Below are 21,910 nucleotides of genomic sequence, written 5' to 3'. Positions count from 1 at the left end.
CTGTTTAAATACAGGGATGTTAACCGTACCCAATAAAAATAAACCATATAACTATTACCAATGATAAATCCAATGGCTACTTTAAACCTAAAGGGTTTCCTTTAACCATGCAAAAAATTCACGCTGCCAAACAAGGGCGTTTTGTGGTTTGGTTACCCAATGGTTTTCATCGGGCAGGTACAGCAATTTCGATTTAATATTGCGTAGTTGCGCCGCCTGGAAAGCTTCAAGTCCTTGCTCAATAGGCACACGGTAGTCTTTACCACCCTGAATGATCATGATAGGCGTGTCCCATTTACCTACATAATTGCTTGGATTAAACTTATCGTATGATCGTTCAGCGGTTTTATTGTCTTTATCCCAGTAATTGCCGCCAATGTCTTTATTAGCAAACCAAAGTTCTTCGGTTGTGCCATACCAGCTTTTAAGGTCAAAAAGTCCGTCATGTGCAATAAAGGTTTTAAAGCGTTTGTTGTGGATGCCTGCCAGCATATACACCGAATAGCCACCATAGCTTGCACCAACACAGCCTAAGCGATTTTTATCTACATATGGCTCTTTTGAGATATCATCAATTGCAGCAAGATAATCTTTCATCGGCTGGCCGCCCCAGTCACCACTTATAGCGCGGTTCCATTCAACGCCATGCCCCGGCATACCCCTGCGGTTAGGCGCTATAACAATATAGCCTTGAGCTGCAATTAGTTGAAAATTCCATCGGAATGAATAGAATTGAGACAATGCCGACTGCGGCCCGCCCTGGCAATATAAAAGGGTTGGGTATTTCTTTGCAGGATCAAAATTAGGCGGATAGATTACCCAAGCCAGCATATCCTTACCATCAGTAGTTTTGATATGGCGCTCATCTACAGGACTTGTAGCTAAATTATCGTAAGTGGCTTTGTTTACAGCAGTGATTTGCTCCATTCCACCTGTGGCATTAACAGCGTAAAGCTCAGCCGCATGGTTCATATCAGTACGGGTAACATATAAAGTGTTTGCAGCTTCGGCAGCAATACCTGTAACGTCCCATTGGCCTTTGGTGATTTGCCTGATGGCCTGTGGCGATCCTGGTGCTAAACGTAAGCGCAGGTCAACCATAAATAATTGCTCTGTGCCATTTTTAACAGCAATGAAATAAACTCGGTTGCCATCATTACTGAATTTGAAAGATGATACCGTTTCGTCCCACTGTTCGGTAAGATTTACCTTGTTACCTGTTTTTATATCCTGAAGAATGATATCGTTTTTATCAGCTTCGTAACCATCTTCTTTCATGCTTAACCAAGCCAGTTTAGTACCAGTTTTATTGTAGGCGGGCTGGGTATCATAACCCATCATGCCAAGCGTAACGTTTTTAGTTTCGCCACTGGCTATATCATAGTGGTACAAGTCGGTATTGGTGCTTTGGGCATATTCTTTACCAAATTTTTTCTTGCACACATAAATAATGCTTTTACTATCGGGACTAAAAATCAAATCTTCAGCACCGCCGCTTGGTTTTTGAGGACAATCATACGGTTGGTCAGGCATAATGTCTTTCTCATTACTGATTACCCCGTTTGCATAATCGGCTACAAACACGTGCGAAAATTTACCGTCTTCCCAGGTATCCCAGTGGCGGTAGTTTAAATCGGTAAATACATAGGCGTTTGATTTTGGCAAATCAGCATAACGGTCTTTGCCCTGTGTTTTTACCACTAACACTTCACGTGTGAACATGATCTTTTTGCCGTCTGGAGAAATCTGAACATTGTCTGCATCAGTCAATGGTTTAGCCGTAACCTTTACCACATTGCTGCCATCGGCATCCATTTCCCAGATGTTATCATCAAAGAAATACATGATCTTACCGTTTGGTAGCGTATTCATCAGGGAGCGGCTGCCCGGTTCTTTGGTTAGTTCAGTTGCCTGCCCGCCACTAACCGGGATGGTATATAGTTTAGCCTCAGACTTGGCTTCGGTCATGTTGTAATGTGTAACACCATAAACCAAATGTTTCCCATCAGCAGTAAGTTTTACATCGCCTAAACGGCCAAGTTTCCAAAGCAGTTCAGGGGTCATTGTTTGTTTAGTTTGAGCAGAGGCGTTTAAGATAGTCATGCCTGAAAGTAACAGATAAAAATATTTTTTCATGTAATATGAAGATTAACCAAAGAATAAGTAGCAAATAAAAATCCCGACAATTACACCCACCAGATCGCCGAACAAGCTGATAGGTACCACATACCTTGTTTTTTTAATCCCTACCGAACCAAAGTAAAGCGCAACAATATAAAATATGGTATCTGATGAGCCATAAAGAACGCTGGCTAAATGACCGATAAAGTTATCGGGATTGGGCTTCATTAAAACAATCATCATGGCGCGGGCGGCTTGTCCGCTCATTGGGCGTATTAATACAACCGGCAGTGCGTCAACAAAGCGGGTATCGTTCAAAAATAAATGGAAGATGTAACGGAAACCTTCGGTGATCCAGTCGAGCACACCGCAGGTACGTATCAAACTGATAGCAGCCAGTAAGCCCACTAAATAGGGAATGATGCGAATAGCCGTTTCAAAACCGCCTTTGGCACCTTCAATAAAGGTTTCAAAAACGTTTACTTTCTTATACAAGCCGCCTATTACAAATATGGTAGGTATAGCCAGCATCATAACGTTGCTGAATACCTTTGATACTTCGCCAATCTGTGACTTGGATAAGTATTCGGCAAAATAATATACCACACCACCGATAAACAAAGTAAGCCCGCCCAACCAGGCCAGTATCACCTTATCGAACAGGTTGATGCGTTGTTTAATGGCAACAAGGATCAGTCCGGTTAAGGTTGATACATAAGTAACTATGATAATCGGAATGAAGATATCACTGGGATCTTTGGAATGTAATATAAACCGTTGAGTTATGACACCAACCGGCAGCAGAGTAAGGCCCGATGCATGCAGCACCATAAACATTACCTGTGCATTTGATGCCCGTTCTTTATCGGGGTTTAGCTCTTGCAGGCTTGCCATTGCTTTAATACCGAGTGGAGTAGCAGCACTGTCAAGGCCAAGCAGGTTGGCAGAGTAATTCATCAGCATGGCGCCATTAGCAGGGTGATCTTTAGGTACTTCTGGAAACAGGCGGCTAAAGAAAGGACCTACTATGCGCGATAGCAAATTGATAGCTCCGGCTTTTTCGCCAACGTTCATGATACCTAACCAGAACGCCATTGTACCGGCAAGCGGAAGTGCAAAATCCATAACAGAGGCTTTGGTAGTATCGAACAAGCCTTCAACCATTAGCCTGAAAATCTCGGTATCACCTAAAAATATCAGTTTTACCAGTCCTACTACAAATGCTATTACAAAAAACGCGATCCAGATATAATTTAAAGCCATGCGATAATTTGAGAGTTTGAATTTAGCTTTTTTGTTTGATTTGCATTCTTAAAATGTCAATTACGTATCAGCCGCCAATGTGTTTGCCTATCAACGGAATCTTGTTTAAAAGCCAGGTTAGCACAGTAGATAAGATCAGGCATAACAAGGCCGTTGCTGGAATACTGATTAGCGGGTTAGCGAATTTATAAGTGATATTAAGCCAAAGATCAAGCAGATAAAGGATCAAAGCATGGCTTAAATAGATGCCGAAGGCGTATTGACCTGTAAAGTCTCTTATTCTTTGCATCCAGGCAGGCAAGTGTGGTTTGCTGTAACGAATTGCTAAAAAGATGCTGCCGGAAAGCACTACGGCAAATGGGCCTAATGGTTCATAAAATAGGGTGGTGTTAGTATAAAAGTTTTTTGTAATCAAATAGGTGCACACTGTAATCAAAACAACCATCAATATAAACACACAAAGCATCAGCAGGTTAAACCGGTTGATGTTAATATTAATTTTAGTAAGGTAATAGCCCAGTACAAGGTAGCCGAGGTACCCTTCAAAATATCGTAATTCAATTTGAGGCTTATACCTGTTTAAATAAGGCTGATTAAAAGTGATAACTATTATCCATACAATCAAAAAGTATATCAGCTCTTTATTGCTTGCGGCTCTTACAAATTTGCCTATTACGGGTATAAATAGATACAGACCGATAAGCGTATACACATACCATAAATGATACGAACTGCCATATTTAAGTTGGTGCAGTACAAGTTTAATGTTACCCCACGTGCCTTTGTCAAAAACAATGTCTTCGTTATACCAGGAATAGCCTACATAAACCAAGCTCCAAAATATAAACGGAGTTACTATGCGCAGCAGCCGGCGTTTCAAGAAATCAGAAAGTTCATATTCCTTACCCAGATTTAGCGCACCGGTAATCATCACAAACACGGGTACTGCAAAGCGTACCATCGCATTAAAAGCATCAGCAATTAGCCAGTCGCCAATTGGCACTTTGCCATATCGCATCAGCAAAACAGAAGTAGTGTGCAATATAATAACAGCTATTAAAGCAAGAAAACGCAGATTGCTGATCCATTCTAAAGTTTGCTTTTGCGCCGATGACATCGGGCAAAGATAATGTTTAGCGTAAAGTCAAAAGCTTTTATGTAAATTCAATCTTAATGTATATCAGGCTATTAAAATCCAATTAAACAAAACACTTAAATGTGAGTTGATACAACTATATTAGCTGAAAAAGGGTAACAATGAGTAAAGTTTTTACAATAGCCGAGGGTTTGGAAAACATGGGGGCTTTACGCACCGGTGGACAAGGGTCTGTATATAAAGGCCGCCGCGTTGGCCCTATCATGACGGCAGTAAAGCTAATACCCACGCCGATCTACCATGAAAGCGAGGATGATAAAAACTTCCGCCGTTTTCAGAATGAGGTTGAAAAACTGAAAAAGGTTAATCAGGAACCTAATCCTAATGTGGTAAAGATACTTAGCTCGGGGCTTACCGAAAGCGGTTCGTTTCCTTTCATTGAAATGGAATACATTGAGGGCCCTGACCTGGAAGAACTATTGCAGCCGCCTCACGATAAAATTTTCACCATTAAAGAGGCTATTAAAGTTGCTGATCAGTTAGCGTGTGCGCTAAGCCACTGCCATAAAGTAGGTGTTAAACATGGCGACATCAAAAGCAATAACGTAAAATTTAATATCCATTCGGGCAATTATGTATTGCTTGATTTCGGATTGGCTATCATGTCTGACGAGCAGCGCCGCAGCAGTGTGCGTAATGCAGGTGCTATAGAGTTTATGGCACCTGAACAAAACGATGGGCAAATGCTTTTTCAAACGGACATTTACAGCTATGGTGTAGTGATGTTTGAGTTACTGGCAGGGCAGGTGCCTTTCCCATTAACAGATAACAGCGAGAATGCCAGGAACACTGTACGGTTAAAACACATTGAGGAAATGCCTCCGGATCTACTATCGTTGAGGCAAAGGAACTTACCTGCCACTTGGAGTGATGAAAAAAAGGCTACCGAAATGCTGGTGCCTGATTGGCTGGTAAGGCTGATTAATACTTGCCTGGCTAAAAATCCGGAAAGCCGTTATGCTAATGGAATAGCCCTTCATGATGCCATAAATAAGTCGAGTATTTCTGGCGCTACCAATGGTGAACTACAGGCAGAAAACGAACGTTTGCGTGCCTTGCTTTATGATCCTATTGCCAAAAATGCGGCAATGGAAGATCAGTCGTCAAATGTGCAGATATCAAAGCCTCTTTTTATTTTGATGATCATTTTGCTGGTCAGCTCAATGGTTATGGCGGGTTATTATACCTTATTCTATAAGAATAATCATGTAGATCCCAACAAAAATAGCACGTTTACAGATTCAGTAAGAAGCGATACCGCAAACAAGACTAATTCTATCGGAGATAATGGTGTGCCGCTTGGACAGAATCCTGTAAATCAAAACCCAGATAGCACTAATGATACGCAAAAAATAAAGCCTGCTAAACAACAACCGGACAATGTGCCTGACACCAGCATAAAGCCACAGACAGATACAACAAATACAACTCCGGTTAACCCTGAACAGGGAGATGCAAACAACGATCAAACACAAGCTTTGCAAACATCATCTGAATTATGATGTTGAAGGAATGATTTAAATTTAGATTATATAATTTACTTGATGGAATCGAAACCTAACTTTTGGGAACGCCTCGGCATACAAGATTGGTTTTTAACTAATGCCGGTCAGGGCAAGATCAAAATACCTGATGCACTTACACCCGATGATGTTTATAAATACATCATTCAAAAGTTCACTGATTCCATTGCCCAGCTTTCATTTGCCGATAGGGTAGTATTTTACCACGAGTTTATTATCATCTTCAGCACGCAGGACTACCGCGAATTTATGGATAACAAACAAGGAATCTTCGGCCTTATTGTTAACGAATGCGTGAAGAAATTTTACGAGGTTCTAAATGAATACCGGGCACAGGGTAAAACGGTAGCTCCGTCAAGTTCAAAATGGGTGTTCAGGCTGGTATCAAACCCGCAGTATAGCAAAGGTGATAAAGGCTTCATTGGTAAGCTGCTTCCCGAAAGCAATAAAAAAGAAGAAAACCTGCGTGTAACATTTATCCCAAGACAAACGGGTATCGCACAAACCTTTGACGTGAGCCAGGAAGTGCTAAAAGACTTTACCTATTACAGCGAGGGTTATTACGAGTTGCCTTATGAAGATAAGTTGCAGTTTAAAGACGAGCCTGCACAACAGCAAAAGGATGTTAAAACCTATGCAAGGCTGGAGACCATATTGCCCGACAGACAGTTCAGCGGTAAAAAGGTTGAATACCTGATGCGTAATGAAGATATTATTGTTTCGGGCAGCGAAGATACCCGCGAAGAAGACAACCTGTTTAAGATACCATCTGAGTGGGTGAACAGTCCGCATTTGCAGATCCGTTTTAATACAGCCGATGGTAATCTATATGTAGCTTCTTTCGGAGAAAAAACAATGATTAATGAAAATGAAGTACCGGCAAGCGATATCAATTCACCACAATGGATAGGATTGCCTTATAACTCTCGCATTATTTTAAACGGTATTGTAGGCATTAATATTTTCAAAAGCTGATGTCGCATATTTTATCAATAGGCCTGCTTGTGGTATGTGTGCTGTTACTGGCAGCGCATTTTAATGATATTAAAAGTTCGGGAAAACGTAATGGCTGAAAACTATTTTGGAATAACAGATACTGGTAAGCAGCGTAGTAATAACGAGGATGCTTACATTGCCCAGCCTACATCTGACGGTAAGTACATCATTGCTGCTGCCATAGATGGGGTTGGAGGCTACTCGGGCGGCGAGGTTGCAGCAGGCATTGCCCGCGTAACATTGATCGAGCAACTGGATGGCAAATTAAACAATATTGAGAAAGCCATAGATGAGGCATTTCTTGTTGCCAATGATAATATTTTCCAGGAGCGCATAGCCGATAAAAAGCTGGAAAGTATGGCGTGTGTTTGTACGCTGGTAGTAGCCGATGTAGAAAACAACCAGTTGTATTACGGTCATATTGGTGATACACGTTTGTATTTGTTTCGCGACGGATCATTAGTAAAGCTTACAAACGACCATTCTTTCGTGGGTTTCCTGGAAGATAGCGGCAGGCTAACCGAAGAGGCGGCGATGGGTCATCCAAAACGTAATGAAATTAACAAAGCGCTTGGCTTTGAATCCAATGTCCGCGATCAGCAGAATTATGTTGAGACAGGTACCTCGCCATTTTTACCGGGTGATTTGCTGTTGCTTTGCAGCGATGGCCTTACCGATATGGTAAATAAGCACGATCTGACTGAGATCTTAGCCGCGCCAAATTCATTAAAAGAAAAAGCCAAAAACCTGGTTAACCTGGCTAACCATAATGGCGGGCACGATAATATTACCGCGGTACTGGTTAAAAATGATAAGTCACCTGCCCGTCAAAATGCAGTAATGCCGGCAGCAATTGAGCCTAAAAGTAAACCATCTTCAGAACCCGAGCCTGAAAATCATCGCACAGTAGAAGAGGAGGAGCCAGTTATTGATAACCACGTTATTAAAAACACTAATAATAAAGGAGTGGTTACGATACTAACATTGTTGTGCCTGTTGTTTTTAGGTTCTACTGTTTGGTTATATCTGAAAGGTAAACCAGTTTCACAACAAGGAAGCGTAGCCCCTAAAGACACTACTGCGGCAAAAACTTTAAGTGCAAGTCAGCAAAAATTGATGAGCCAGATAGCTTCATTAAAAGGTGATACTTTAAATCTGTCTGACACGGCTTATAAAACTCCGATTGCTATAGATAGCACTATCAGTATCGCTAAGGACACCTTATATATTAAGGGTAAAGGAAATATCGTTTTTAAAGCCGATTCAGCGTTCAAAGGCCCCGCGTTCCATTTATCTGACAAAAACAAGGTAGTCGTTTTTTACCATGTAAGTTTTGATGGCTTTGAAACGGCGATTGGTTCTTACAATAATAACCTTGTGCTGCGTGGCGTAAAGTTTAGCAATTGCAAAATGCCTGTGCAGGTTTCATTCAGTACACCGCAGGGGAAAAGTATAACCGGTTGGTTGCCATCAACAGTATTTAAAACCGATACAACAAGTACCACCTCAAAGAAATAAATGGAACAACATCTACCTCAAAAACCTTCACGAACAAAAGAGAGGCTTTTCCTGCTGCTGGCAACCGTTGTGCTTGGCTTGTTGTTCTTCGAATTGTACCAGGTATTGCAACGCAACTTTACAGATGTAAATAGCCGTTTGCAGGATGGTACCATGGTTAATCTTAATGCCAAAAGACCTGCCGCACAAGTAAAGCGCTTATTAGGAAAAGGCTATTATTTTGATGATAAAAAAGATATTGACCTGATCGAATCGGTAGTTGCTGACCGCATAAGACCGGGTGAAACATTTGACAATATTGGCGAACTAAACAAAAAGCAGTTTTTTGTAAACGCCGATGAAGCTTTTGAAAAAGGTGGTGAATCATTCAGGAAAAGGGTAGAGGCTTCCAGGGTTTTATTAGGCTACACAGGCGACGATTCTATTCGCTTTGTACAGGAACGTAACCATCCGCCGCAAATCGCAGATGCAAATGATTTGGCCATAGGGCATTACAGCATTAGTGGTTCGGTACTTAATAAAAAAGAACCTGTTGCGGGTGTGTTGGTAAGGCTAAGATTAGTTTTACCCCAGGATAGTATCAGCACAGATAACGACGACGGAGAACCGCAGACATTTACCGATAGCAGCAACACTGTAAAAAAGATTTTCGCATTAGATTCTGCTAAGCAAAAGCATTTGCAATCACTTACTGCTTACGCAAGGACTAACGCACAAGGTGAGTTTGCATTTAAAAACCTGCCGGATGGTAAGGCATTCCAGTTATTGCCATTGCAACCGGGCTACCAGTTTGGGCGTTCACAGGGTGTAACAGAGCTTACAGAAGATGCTTCCTTCACTTTCCAGCAAGCGCCACATACCGTCAAACTTTTACCTACCCGTGATTTTAATATTCTGAAGAAAGAGAAATCGCTGATTATCCGCACTCCGCAGGATTTTAATAAATGGTACTGGATCATTGCCGGATGTTTTTTCGCGGCATTTCTGATCGTGCATATCATCATGAGCGTTTGGTTTGCTGAAGCAGATCAGCTTTTGCTGCCATTGATCATGATATTAACCGGGCTTTCGTTTTTAGCACTACTAAGTATTCAGGATCCATTGCGCGACCGTTTCCTTGCACGCGATACACTTAATTATTTTGCTTTGGGCATGGTTGCCTTGTTGGTTATCCAGGCTTTTAATGTACGCAGGTTTAATCCGGACGCTTCTTTATACCGCTTGTTTGTATTTAAAAACACCAACAGTGCTGCCAATGGCTGGCCCTGGATTGTTATTGCAATTGGTTTGCTGGCTATGCTGGTTAAATTTGGTACAGGCCCCGAAGGTAGCGGTGTTAGGGTTAATCTTTTTGGCTTTCAGCCGAGTGAGTTTGTCAAATATCTGGTAGTATTGTTTCTGGCGGGGTTCTTTGCCGCAAATGAGCGCTTTATCAGCGAGTACCCTACATTTAAAAAACGCCTTACATTTTTCGGTTTTGCCTTGCTGGCTATTTTGGCCACGCTGATGCTGTTCCTGATATTGGGCGATTTAGGACCTGCAATGGTGGTGTGTTTTACCTTCATCATTCTTTTCTCCTTCTCCCGCGGCGACTTTACTTTTATGGCTGCATCTGTGGTGTTGTATGTGCTTTCTATATGGTTGCTTAAAAATATCTGGTTGTCTACACTTGTAGCCGGAGCTGTCATTGCGCTGTTTATGCTTTACAAACGCAGGCAACTAAGTGAATCAGCAATCATGACGCTGATAATCATGATGGCATTTCTGACGATTGATCAGATCCCGCATCTTGATCAGTATTTTGCAGGACCGGTTCAGCGTTTAAAAGAACGTAAAGCTATTTGGCAAGACCCTTGGAACAACGAAGTATATGGCGGCGATCAGGTAGCTAACGGTTTATGGGCTATGTCGGCAGGTGGTGTTACCGGGCAAGGGGCTGGCGAAAGTTTTGCCAAAACCATTCCTGAAGCGCATACAGATATGATACTGCCATCAATCGGGGAAGAGTTTGGCTGGACAGGGATCGTTTGCATCTTCATCCTGTTCCTGATGATCCTCCACCGCGCGATAAATATCGGGCGACAAACGGGTACGCCATTTTTATTCTATTTATGTGCGGGCATAGGTATTTGTACGTTTGTGCAATTTTTGCTGATTGCGGGCGGCTCCGTTGGGGCTTTACCATTATCAGGTGTTTCCCTGCCATTTGAAAGCTATGGTGGTTCATCATTGGTGGCAAATCTTGTAGCAGTAGGTTTCCTGCTATCAGCATCAAGGGTTAAGGGTACACCGGTACAGATGACTTACATTGCCGAAAAGCAGGACAAAAACCTGGTACCTGCCTTACTGGCCGCTTGCGTTGGTTTAGTATTGCTGACGTTGAGCGTTTCAAAATATTTATTCAACAATAAAAAATGGGTGGTACAACCTGCACTTGTTGCCGATAAAAGCGGTGCGCGTATGTTTAGTTACAATCCGCGCATTGCTATATTAATGAACAAGCTACAGGCAGGGTCATTGTATGACCGTAATGGCTTGGTATTAGCAACCAGTAATCCCGAGCTGATCCGTAAGCAGATAAAGATGCTCAGCAATGCGGGCATACAGAATTATAATCTGGATTCGGCCACGCACAAACGTTTAGACCGTTATTACCCTTTTGAAGAGCAGATGTTCTTTTGGGTGGGCGATGAAAATACGGGTGTATTCAATGGCAGCACTAACGGTTACTTTGCCGAATATGAACACGCCGCAGAATTGCGTGGCTTTAAAACGCCTGTAACCAGCTTTAACGTAACGGCATCCCGTTTCCAGGAAGACCGCTTTCTGCCAAGAAATGTAAAGGAAATGACGGTTGCCAAAACTGATTACAGCGCCATTGCACCGTTACTCTTAGCCGGTATCAACAGCGCCGATGTTGAAGCCTTCAAAAAGCGTAACCGTAATGTTCAGCTTAGTATGGATGCTTCGTTACAAACCAATATACAACAATCACTTGCTGCGGACGATTCTGTGAAAAACAACCGGGTATCAGTGGTCGTAATGGAAGCCGAAACCGGCGATGTACTGGCATCAGCTGTTTATCCTTTACCGCCTGTACGTAACTGGGATCAACTGACCATGAGTCAATCGGAGCAAAATACCTTACCGTATTGGATGACCACTACTGACTTAGGCTTTACCTACGCTACGCCACCGGGTTCAACAGCTAAGGTGCTTACTTCTATGGCTGCATTTAATAAACTGGGCATTGCCGCTGCCGACCGCAAGTTTGAAGTACAAAGCTTTGAGCGTATTCGTACAAAAGGTTTTGAGCCCGACGAAACAGGATTAATTACCATGGAACGCGCTATTGCCAAATCCAATAACGTTTACTTTATAAAACTGGCCAATGAGGAACATTTGCAGGAAGATATGGCGACGTTGTATATGAAGACAGGTATGTTTCTGCACGGTGTAGGCGGGTACTTCTATGGTAAAAAGCCGGATAATATTAAACAAGAAGAAAAATGGCGGGAACTATGGCGCAAAACAGAATTTAAAACCAAGCCGCCTTATGATCCTAATAACATCCGTAAAACACGGGCAAAGGGCATATCCGGTATGGCTTGGGGACAGGGCGAACTGATTGCTACACCCGCTTCCGTTGCACGACTTGTTTCCGGAGTGGCTAATCACGGTACTTTAATGGCTAATCGTTACGTTCTTAAAGTAAGCGATTCGGTTACAGCGGTACATAAAAGCGCTGATCTGGCTAATAACCCGCAATATGCACAGCTTATTACGCAATACATGATTGAGCAGAGCGCACCAAAAGCGTGGATCTTGGGATTAAACGTCGCTGGTAAAACCGGTACGCCCGAGCGTATCTGGAAGGGCGAACAGATCAATGATGGGTGGTATGTGTTCTTTGCGCCAAAGGCCGATGGTAAGGGTACCATTGTAACATGTATCCGTATTGAAAATACCAAAGGCTCATCAAATGCGGTGCATCTTGCCGGGAAAGACATTGTGCCCATACTGCTAAAGAAAGGCTACATAAAAAGTATTTTAGCTAACAAAGCAGTTGCAAGTGCTGTAAAGCCAGCTAAAACAATTATAAAAACTGAGGAACCTGCTGATGAACAACCAGATACATCGGCACAACAATAAGATATGAGAAGTTATGTTCAACCTGTTTAAAAGTAATTCGAACGAACGCCCAACCGATGTTAAAGGTTTGCGTGATGCTTTATTGCGATTTGTAAAAGACCAATTGCAAAAAATGGAAGGCGAAGGTGATGCCATTAAAGGTTTGCAATTGTTTATTGCCTGTTTGCCAGAAGACCGCCATTTATACGAAGCTGCGATAGGGGTAGAACAACCTGATCAGTTTAAGCAGGAAATACAACGCATTGCTGATGATTATGCTTTAGCATTGCCTTCTGGCTGGGCGCTGGATACCAACTTTGTTGAGGAGTTGCCGTCTGAGGCAATCAAGGTTGCTAATCTTCCTGCGGCTTTGTTTATTCGCACCAAGCAGCACGTGATACAAAAGTCTTATACGGCTTATGTGCGGGTATTAGCCGGCGAAGCTGAAAAAGAACAGTATGAGCTTCATTCGGATGATTCAAAGGTGAACATCGGCCGTGAGCGTAAGGTGCAAGTAAAGGACGGTTTTTTCAGGATCAACCAAATCGCTTTTCCCGGTGATGCTGCAAACGAAAGTAATAAATATATCAGCAGGCAACATGCCCATATCGAGTGGAGCGACGAGCATGATAGCTTTATGATCTTCGCCGATGAAGGCGGTGTACCACCCGGAAACAAAATTAAAATCAGGTCTGTTAATGATGAAAACCTGATCAAGCTTAACTCTACCCAAATAGGGCACCGGTTACAGGAAGGGGATCAGGTTATTTTAGGTGAATCGGCTGTTATAGAATTCAGTTTCAAGCCATCAATGTAATTAATAAGTGAAAGTTTTTACCATAACAGAAGGATTAGAAAATTTAGGTGCGCTGCGTACAGGCGGCCAGGGATCGGTGTATAAGGCACGGCGTACAGGGGCAATTATTACAGCGGTAAAGCTGATACCTACGCCCATATATAATGAAAGCCCTGACGACAGCAACTACCGTAACTTTTTAAACGAGGTTGAAAAGCTTAAAAAAGTAAACGAAGTACCTAATCCTAACGTGGTAAAAATTCTTAATTCAGGGATTACAGAGAGTGGTTCATTTCCATTTATCGAGATGGAATATATCGACGGTCCTGATCTGGAAGAGTTGTTAAAACCACCTCACGGAAAGGTTTTCACCATTAAGGAAACAATCAAAGTTGCCGATCAGCTGGCATGTGCTTTAAGCCATTGTCACGGTGTAGGGGTAAGGCACGGCGATATAAAAAGCAACAACGTAAAATTTAATATACAGACAGGTAATTATGTGCTGTTAGATTTTGGATTGGCTGTAATGTCTGACGAGCAGCGCCGTAGTAGTATGCGCCATGCGGGGGCAATTGAATTTATGGCACCTGAGCAAAATCAGGGCCAGATGCTTTATCAAACGGATGTTTACAGTTTTGGGGTTGTCCTGTTTGAGTTACTTGCAGGCCAGGTCCCGTTCCCTTTAAATGGCAGCAGTGAAACAGGCAGAAACAATGTAATGCTGCAGCATATGGAAAGCCCTGTGCCCGATCTGCTGACTTTAAGACGGCAAAACCTACCGCAAGATTGGTCGGAAGAGAAGAAAGAGCGCGAAATGCAGGTGCCCGATTGGTTACTAAACATTATAAAGCGTTGCCTGGAGAAAAAACCTGAAGGCCGTTACCCAGATGGTGTTGCACTGCACGATGTTATTGCCATGCAAAGCCTCAACGGAGGTACTAATGCCGAGTTACAAGCCGAAAACAATTTGTTAAAACAGAAACTGAATGCTGTAGCAAATGATAATACTACAAGGGGAACCTTATTAAACCCGCCTTTAAATAACGAGTATGCCAAACCTTCGGGTGTAAGGTTGAGCAAAGTGGCAGTATTTAGTATGGTATTTTTTATGCTGCTATTATTGCTGTTTGCTTTATCGGCTAACCGTTCAGCAAGCCAGAAAGATGATAAAATTGCCATTCTGCGCGATTCTGTTGCTAATGTAAAAGCCAAGCTTGCCAAAACGCAGGCAATTAATGAGCGTATGATACGTAATGCAGCTGCGGCAAGGCGCGCGCAGGAGGCAATAAGGGCTTCAATGATGTCAGACAGTACAAAAGTTACTAATGGGCGCAAGCAAAATGGGCAGCAGTATGTTAAACCTAAAAAACGAAAGAAATTTTTAGGGATCTTTTAACTGAAACTACTTATGAATAAATTTTTCCGCGCATTAATTGCTGCCTGGGGTGCTAAAAAACTTGGCGGTGGCTGCCTGTCTACTATTGTCATTTTTATTATTATTTACACCTTGTTAGGCAAATGCAACGAACCTTCAAGGGCTGCATCTCTTAAGCCTGTAAAGCAAAAGGTGCTTTGTGTAAAATAAACGCCAACGATATTTTTTTTAAGCCATTGTAACCGCAATGGCTTTTTTAGTTTCAAAAATGCTGATTTTTACTTAGTGTATTTTTTACAATAAGTATTTGCAAAAATCTTTATCATATTGTAAAAAATACACTAAGCATTGACTTGATTTTTACAAAAGTTCAAATAAAGACTTATAAATTATTAAATTATCATAAAAAATAAAATTTATTTGAATAATATTCATTTTGAGTATAAATTTGTTGCGGATTTAAAAATTAAGAAAATGAAAAAATTGATTTTAACCGCAGCCGTAGCTGTAACAATGAGTACTGGTGCTTTTGCTGTTGAAAGCACTAAAAATACTTCAAACTCAAACAAAGTTTCTTATCAGGTCTTAAACCAGTTCGACTCACAGTTTGCCGATGCTGAAAACGTTACCTGGTCTGCAACTGCTAACGGTCAAAAAGCAGATTTCGTAATTGACGATGTTAAAATGACTGCTTTTTATGATAACCGTGGCCAATTCCTGGGTACAACCCAAGCTATTGCTTATAAAAAATTATCAACATCTGCACGTAAAGAGATTGCTGCTAAATACCCTGGTTATGAAGTAGGCGAGATCATTAAATATGAAAACAATGATCCTTCTTACAGCAGCCTTGACCGCTTAACAATTGGCGACAACGGACCTGTAAACTACTTTGTTGACTTGAAAAACGATAAAGAAGAAATCCTTGTGCGCGTATCTCCAAACGCTAACATTTATTTCTACAAACAAATTAAATAAGGTTAATTAATTAGTGAAAAAGGCGGTTTGCATTCAGCAAATCGCCTTTTTTGTTTTGTAACAATGGCATTAGATCAAACAACTTTCCGCAAAGACAGTTGTATTTTATATTATGCCAAAAGTTGTTATTGTATCAAATCGTCTCCCGGTTAAAGTTTCTTTTGAAAATGACACCTATAATTTATCAGCAAGTGAAGGAGGGTTAGCAACAGGTTTAGGTTCTGTTTATAAGCAGGGCGACAACGTGTGGATTGGCTGGCCAGGTTTAGAGGTAACCGATGAGGATCATCAGACTGATATTACCGAAAAATTAAAAGAACTTAGTCTTCAGCCTGTATTTCTGACACAAGACGAGATCACCAAATACTACGAAGGTTTTTCTAATGATGTACTATGGCCGGTGTTTCATTACTATGCTTCTACTTATGCGCATTACCATCAGTCTAACTGGGAGTGCTACCAGACAGTTAACCAGAAATTTTGCGATGCAGTATTAGCCGTTATAAAACCAGGCGATACCATCTGGATACATGATTACCAGCTGATGCTATTACCTAAGCTGATCCGTGATGTGCAGCCCGATATCTCGATAGGTTTCTTTTTACATATTCCTTTTCCGTCGCATGAGATGTTCAGGCTTATACCATGGCGTGCGGATTTGTTAGAGGGGTTACTTGGCGCTGATCTGATCGGGTTCCATACATTTGATTATGTACGTCACTTTATTAGTTCGGTAACGCGGTTATTGCCTTTACAGGCCTCTGCCAATGTAATCACTTTTGGCGAGCGCTCTATAGTAGCCGAAGCTTTCCCAATGGGGATTGATGAAAATAAATTTGCGCAGATGCCGTTAAAAGCAGCTGTTAAAAAGGAAGTGGAATTTATTACAGATACCTTCCATAATCAGAAATTGATACTTTCTGTAGACAGGCTCGATTACAGTAAGGGCATCTTACAACGCATCCTGGCGTTTGAAACCTTATTAGACCATCATCCCGAACTGATAGGGAAAGTAACCCTGTATATGATCGTTGTTCCATCACGCGACCAGGTGCCGCAATACCGCGAACTTAGAGATCATATTGATAAGCGGGTTGGTAATATTAACGGACGTTACCGTACCATTGACTGGAGCCCGATACAATACTTTTACCGTCCGTTCCCGATAGAAACGTTATCGGCGCTTTACAGCATGGCTGATGTTTGTCTGGTAAATCCCATCCGCGACGGGATGAACCTGGTAAGTAAAGAATATGTGGCCAGTCGGATAAATAATGATGGTGTATTGATCCTTAGCGAGATGGCCGGTTCATCTAAAGAGTTGATAGATGCCATTATTGTAAATCCTAATAATGTACAGGAGATTGCACGCGCCATTATCACAGCCATTAATATGCCATTGGCAGAACAAAGGCGCCGTATGGCACAAATGCGCAGTGTGGTAGCCAAATTCAATATTACGCATTGGGTAAAGTTGTTTATCGACAGGCTGACTGAGGTAAAGCAGATGCAACGTTCTATGCAAACACGCCATGTAAGTAACGGCACCCGGCAGTCTATCATTAATCGTTTTGCTAAAACGCAGAAGCGTATTATCTTTTTAGATTATGATGGTACACTGGTTGACTTTAAGCCTGTTGTAGACCAGGCAAAGCCAGACAGCGACCTGTATGACCTGATCGATCATTTAACTGCCGACCCCGCAAATGAAGTGGTTATTATCAGTGGCCGCAAGCACGAAAACCTGGAAGAATGGTTTGGCGATAAGCCGGTTAACATGATTGCAGAACATGGTGCATGGTCAAAATTGCAGGGTAAACACTGGCATCGCCTTAGTGGCTTGTCCAACTCCTGGAAACAGGAAATATATCCTTTTATAGAAACCTACGTAGACCGTACGCCGGGTACGTTCATTGAGGAAAAAACCTATTCATTAGTTTGGCATTACCGTAAGGCACAAAGCGGCCTTGGTGAGCTGCGTGCCGGTGAATTAATGAATACGCTGAAATACATAGTGAGTGACAAAGGCTTGCAGCTGCTACCTGGTAACAAGGTGGTTGAGGTGAAGAATATGGAAATTAATAAGGGCAGGGCAGCGTTAGCACTAACCGAAGGTAAAGACTACGACTTTATTATTGCTTTGGGTGACGACTATACAGACGAAGATATATTTAGAAGCCTGCCTGAAAGCGCGATCACTATAAAAGTAGGCAGCAATGTTTCTGCCGCTAAATTTTATATGCGTAACCCGGCCGAGGTACGCGATATGCTTTGGGCACTTACCGAAGCAAGCAATGTGAAAACAGAATAGCGCACCATGTGCTATTCTGTTCTTATACTTTTCGCCGGATTAGCCAGCGCAGCTTTAACCGACTGCATAGCAACTGTTAGTATGGCTATTGTAATTGCAATAATACCAGCAAGTAAGAAAGTGGGCAATCCAATGCTGATGCGGTAGTTAAAATCCTGCAACCATTTCTGCATATACACATAAGATACAGGTATGGCTATAACTATTGCTATAATGACCAGTATTACAAATTCGCTGGTGAGCATTTTAGTGATATCAGCCACACTGGCTCCAAGTACTTTTCTTATCCCTATTTCCTTTAAACGATTTTCGGCCATGTAGGCTGCAAGGCCAAATAAACCTAAACATGAAATGAAGATAGTTAAGCCGGCAAATAAGGCAGCAATTATGCCTGCCTGCTTTTGATCTTTAAATTTTTTGTCATACTCCTGATCAACAAACTGATAGTTGAATGGATAATCTGAGTTGTATTTTTTGAAGATATCCTCCGCTTTTTTAATGCTATTAGCAATTCCTGCTTTACTATTTAACCTGATCACAGTATTGTATGACCATTTTTTAGAAGCAATTACAAGCATTGGACTAATATTTACATAAGGGGAGTTTAAAATAAAATCTTTAATAACGCCGACAATGTGTAGTTGGCCGTTACCATTTGTTATGGTTTTACCGATAGGATTTTTCAACCCTAAGCTTTTTGCAGCAGTTTCATTTAACAAGCATGCACTGCTGTCTGATGCGTAATTATTTAAGTCAATATCCCGGCCTTCAATAAGCGTTATGCCTAATGTCTTTACAAAATCTCCTGATGTGCCAAACCGTGAAAAGTTAAGCTTTTGTTGATCTTTGTTCACTCCGTCAGTACTGTAGCCGTTTTCCTGTCTGCCATCAACAGTCACACTCAAACTTGTACGGCATACTGATGTAGCTGCACCTGTGTTTAGCAGATCACTTTTGATCAACTGATAATTTTTGTCAATATCACCCTCAACAGGTATTTCAATTAAATTATTAATGTGATAACCTGTATCCCGGTTTTGTGCAAATCTTATTTGACGATATATAACAATGGTTGAAATGATCAGAACAGTAGCTATTGAGAATTGACTTACAACCAATACCTTACGTAAGTTAACCGGGCTTTTGCCTGTTTTAAAAACACCTTTTAGCACCTTTACCGGGTTGAATTTAGATAAGACAAATGCTGGATAGCTGCCTGCTAATAAACCTGTTATAAGTATAAATCCAATGAAACTTAGCCAAAATAAGGGTGAAGCATAATTAATAAACATTTGTTCACCAGTAAGTTGATTAAAGGCAGGGGCTACCAACTGCGCTATAACAAGAGACAGGCAACCTGAAATAAATGTAATTAAAATACTTTCGCTCAGAAACTGATTGATAAGGCTTTTTCGGGTTGCACCTATTACTTTACGTACACTAATCTCTTTAGCTCTTTTTTGGCTTTGAGCGGTAGAGAGATTCATGAAGTTAATGCATGCTATAAATAATACCAGCATAGCAATAATAATTAATAACCTTACAGTATCTATTCTGCCACCTACTGGTTTGCCATTTTCGAAACGTGAATAAAGATGCCATTTATCAATAGGGTGCAGAAATAATTCAGCTTTGTTGCTTGTGTCATGTTGCACTATTAAGTTTTTAATCTTTTTACTTACCTGCTCAATAGAAACTCCCGGTTGTAATTGCACATAGGTGTTGTACGAATTAAAAGTCCATGAGTCGGCAGAGTAATACTTCTCATTTGCTGAAAGATTAACCAAATAATCAAATTGAAATTGCGAATTAGGCGGTAAGTTTTGTAAAACGCCGCTTACTTTATAGATTTGTTTTTGATTAACGGTTACAATTTTATCTATCGGATTATCTCTGCCAAATAACTTTTCAGCAAGTTTTCGGGTGATTACAATACTATTTAAATGATCAAGTGCATGATTTGAGTTTCCTTTTATTAACGGAAAAGTGAACATCGTTAAAAAGGACTTGTCCACATCATTTCCAGTTGCTTTGATAGATTTATCGCCATAACTGAACAACCTGTCAATATCCCAGTAAACCCGTGCTGTGTTTTTTATTTCAGGATATTGTTCTTTTAGCGATTTTGCCAGGGGCGAAGCAGTTATATCTGAAGCAGATTCATAACCAGGTCCTTTATAATGGTTCCATGCTTTGTATAAGTTTTCCTTATTTTTATGAAAACCATCGTAGCTATACTCATTTTGTACCCACATTAAAATAAGAATAGCGCTAGCCATACCAATAGTCAATCCAGAAACATTGATAATGGTAAATGAAATTTTGTTGCGCAAACCCCTTAAAGCAATTTTAAAATAGTTTTTAAGCATAACGAAATGATAATGTATAGCTTAATAAAGCAAGTGCCAATTATTTAATTCACTGATAAATAGTGTTTTAATTAAATTATTAAAAAATAAAACGTACGAAAACGTACAATATTTGTACGATTGTATTACAGTATTTGCTGACCGCATAATAATGCATAACGTTATCTTTGGGCGGTCTGATGTCTGATATTAAATTACAAACTTCTTTACGCAATATCAGAATAGCTAATGCGGTGTTCTTTTTTATCTCCGGTTTTGGCTATTCTGCCTGGGCTTCGCGTATACCCACGGTTAAATCGCAACTTCAACTAAGTGAGGCGCAATTGGGCACGGTGTTGTTTGCCTTGCCTATAGGTTTAATGGTAACCATGCCATTGACTAATCACTTATTAGGCAAGTATAGCAGCCGGAAAATAATGCTTTTCGGTACGATATTGTTCAATATAATGCTTTGCTTTTCAGGCTTCGCGTCAGCTATGTGGCAACTGGCTTTCATTATGTTCGGCTTTGGTTCATCGCGTAATCTCATGAACCTGAGTGTTAATGCACAGGCGGTAGGCGTGCAGAAGTTGTATACAAAATCCATCATCACAACTTTTCATGGTATCTGGAGTTTAGCCGGCTTTGCAGGTGCGGCACTGGGTTATATTATGGTCAGCTTTAATGTGGCTACTCATTGGCATTTGCCGGCAGTGGGTATCAGCATGATTGTCGTTTCGCTGCTGTTTTATCAAAATACATTAGATGAGCCACCTGCAAAGACAACCGAGCGTAAGCCAATCTTTTCCCTGCCTGATAAATACTTGCTTAAATTCTCCATCATCAGCTTTGTATCTATGGCCTGTGAAAATACCATGTATGATTGGAGCGGTATCTATTTTCATGATGCGGTCCATGCTTCAAAACAAGGTGCTACCGCGGCTTTTGTGGTTTACATGATCGCTATGACTACGGGTAGGTTTGCAGGTGACAAACTGGTAAACCGTATCGGCATTAAGCGCATTCTGCATTATAGCGGCATATTCATAACGGTGGGTTTATTGCTTGCCGTTTTGTTTCCTTATCCTATCACGGCGGGTATTGGTTTTGTATTTACAGGCTTTGGGGTATCATGTATTATACCGCTGGTGTTCAGTCTTGCAGGTAAATCTCAAAGTATGAGCAGTGCAAGGGCTTTAGCTTCCATCTCAACTATAGGTTATCTCGGATTTTTGCTTGTACCACCATTGGTAGGCTATGTTGCACAGGCTGCCGGTATCCGGATTTCATTTGCAATTATAGGAGTTTTAGGTAGCCTGATTATATGGATGGTGAGCAAGATAAAAGAGGAGTAGCCGTGCTGGTGTATTTGTCCTGAAATTTGTTACATTTGC

The 21,910-nt window shown here is 41.3% G+C and carries 14 protein-coding genes; 10 read left to right on the top strand and 4 right to left on the bottom strand.

From position 1 onward, the window contains the following. Nucleotides 1-87: 87 nt before the first annotated feature. From PQ461_RS11850 to PQ461_RS11840, 3 genes are all read right to left on the bottom strand, one after another. Nucleotides 88-2,136, bottom strand: a complete 2,049-nt coding sequence (locus PQ461_RS11850; protein WP_274205731.1) for a S9 family peptidase — start codon at nucleotides 2,134-2,136, stop codon at nucleotides 88-90. A gap of 12 nt (nucleotides 2,137-2,148) precedes the next feature. Then, entirely contained in the window at nucleotides 2,149-3,384 is a 1,236-nt protein-coding gene (locus tag PQ461_RS11845) for a nucleoside recognition domain-containing protein (RefSeq protein WP_274205730.1), read from the bottom strand. 67 nt (nucleotides 3,385-3,451) lie between these two features. Next, a complete protein-coding gene (locus PQ461_RS11840; protein WP_274205729.1) occupies nucleotides 3,452-4,501 on the bottom strand; it encodes an acyltransferase in 1,050 nt (349 codons plus the stop codon). A 140-nt stretch (nucleotides 4,502-4,641) separates the two neighbouring features. On the opposite strand from PQ461_RS11840, the gene PQ461_RS11835 reads away from it, so the two are divergent. The 9 genes from PQ461_RS11835 (at nucleotide 4,642) to PQ461_RS11795 (ending at nucleotide 18,168) form a co-directional block, all read left to right on the top strand. After that, nucleotides 4,642-6,042, top strand: a complete 1,401-nt coding sequence (locus PQ461_RS11835) for a serine/threonine-protein kinase (RefSeq protein ID WP_274205728.1) — start codon at nucleotides 4,642-4,644, stop codon at nucleotides 6,040-6,042. 42 nt (nucleotides 6,043-6,084) lie between these two features. Beyond that, entirely contained in the window at nucleotides 6,085-7,038 is a 954-nt protein-coding gene (locus tag PQ461_RS11830; protein ID WP_274205727.1) for a hypothetical protein, read from the top strand. Between the two features lie 63 nt (nucleotides 7,039-7,101). Next, complete coding sequence (locus PQ461_RS11825) at nucleotides 7,102-8,577, top strand: PP2C family protein-serine/threonine phosphatase (RefSeq protein ID WP_274205726.1); 1,476 nt, start codon at nucleotides 7,102-7,104, stop codon at nucleotides 8,575-8,577. After that, a complete protein-coding gene (locus PQ461_RS11820; protein ID WP_274205725.1) occupies nucleotides 8,578-12,729 on the top strand; it encodes an FtsW/RodA/SpoVE family cell cycle protein in 4,152 nt (1,383 codons plus the stop codon). Between the two features lie 13 nt (nucleotides 12,730-12,742). After that, on the top strand, nucleotides 12,743-13,525 hold the full coding sequence (locus PQ461_RS11815) for an FHA domain-containing protein (RefSeq protein WP_274205723.1): 783 nt from the start codon (nucleotides 12,743-12,745) through the stop codon (nucleotides 13,523-13,525). A 7-nt stretch (nucleotides 13,526-13,532) separates the two neighbouring features. Beyond that, nucleotides 13,533-14,900: a serine/threonine protein kinase gene (locus PQ461_RS11810; protein WP_274205722.1), complete on the top strand. Its 1,368-nt coding sequence runs from the start codon at nucleotides 13,533-13,535 to the stop codon at nucleotides 14,898-14,900. A 12-nt stretch (nucleotides 14,901-14,912) separates the two neighbouring features. Next, the gene (locus PQ461_RS11805) at nucleotides 14,913-15,089 is read left to right on the top strand and encodes a hypothetical protein (protein ID WP_274205721.1); all 177 of its coding nucleotides are present in this window, start codon (nucleotides 14,913-14,915) and stop codon (nucleotides 15,087-15,089) included. Nucleotides 15,090-15,353: 264 nt separating this feature from the next. Further along, the gene (locus tag PQ461_RS11800) at nucleotides 15,354-15,857 is read left to right on the top strand and encodes a hypothetical protein (RefSeq protein ID WP_274205720.1); all 504 of its coding nucleotides are present in this window, start codon (nucleotides 15,354-15,356) and stop codon (nucleotides 15,855-15,857) included. A gap of 112 nt (nucleotides 15,858-15,969) precedes the next feature. After that, nucleotides 15,970-18,168 (top strand): bifunctional alpha,alpha-trehalose-phosphate synthase (UDP-forming)/trehalose-phosphatase, encoded by a 2,199-nt coding sequence (locus PQ461_RS11795; RefSeq protein WP_274205719.1) that lies wholly within the window; start codon nucleotides 15,970-15,972, stop codon nucleotides 18,166-18,168. An 11-nt stretch (nucleotides 18,169-18,179) separates the two neighbouring features. Here PQ461_RS11795 and PQ461_RS11790 read toward each other — a convergent pair whose 3' ends face one another. Continuing rightward, nucleotides 18,180-20,537 (bottom strand): ABC transporter permease, encoded by a 2,358-nt coding sequence (locus PQ461_RS11790; RefSeq protein WP_274205718.1) that lies wholly within the window; start codon nucleotides 20,535-20,537, stop codon nucleotides 18,180-18,182. A gap of 179 nt (nucleotides 20,538-20,716) precedes the next feature. Between PQ461_RS11790 and PQ461_RS11785 the strand changes: the two genes are divergently transcribed. Continuing rightward, nucleotides 20,717-21,871, top strand: coding sequence for an MFS transporter (locus PQ461_RS11785; RefSeq protein WP_274205717.1), 1,155 nt, complete (start codon nucleotides 20,717-20,719; stop codon nucleotides 21,869-21,871). The last annotated feature ends 39 nt before the right edge of the window (nucleotides 21,872-21,910 follow it).

The sequence above is a fragment of the Mucilaginibacter sp. KACC 22063 genome (assembly GCF_028736115.1).
GTDB lineage: Bacteria > Bacteroidota > Bacteroidia > Sphingobacteriales > Sphingobacteriaceae > Mucilaginibacter.
Note: the sequence above shows the minus strand (reverse complement) of the source record. Positions and strands in the feature narration are given on the sequence as shown.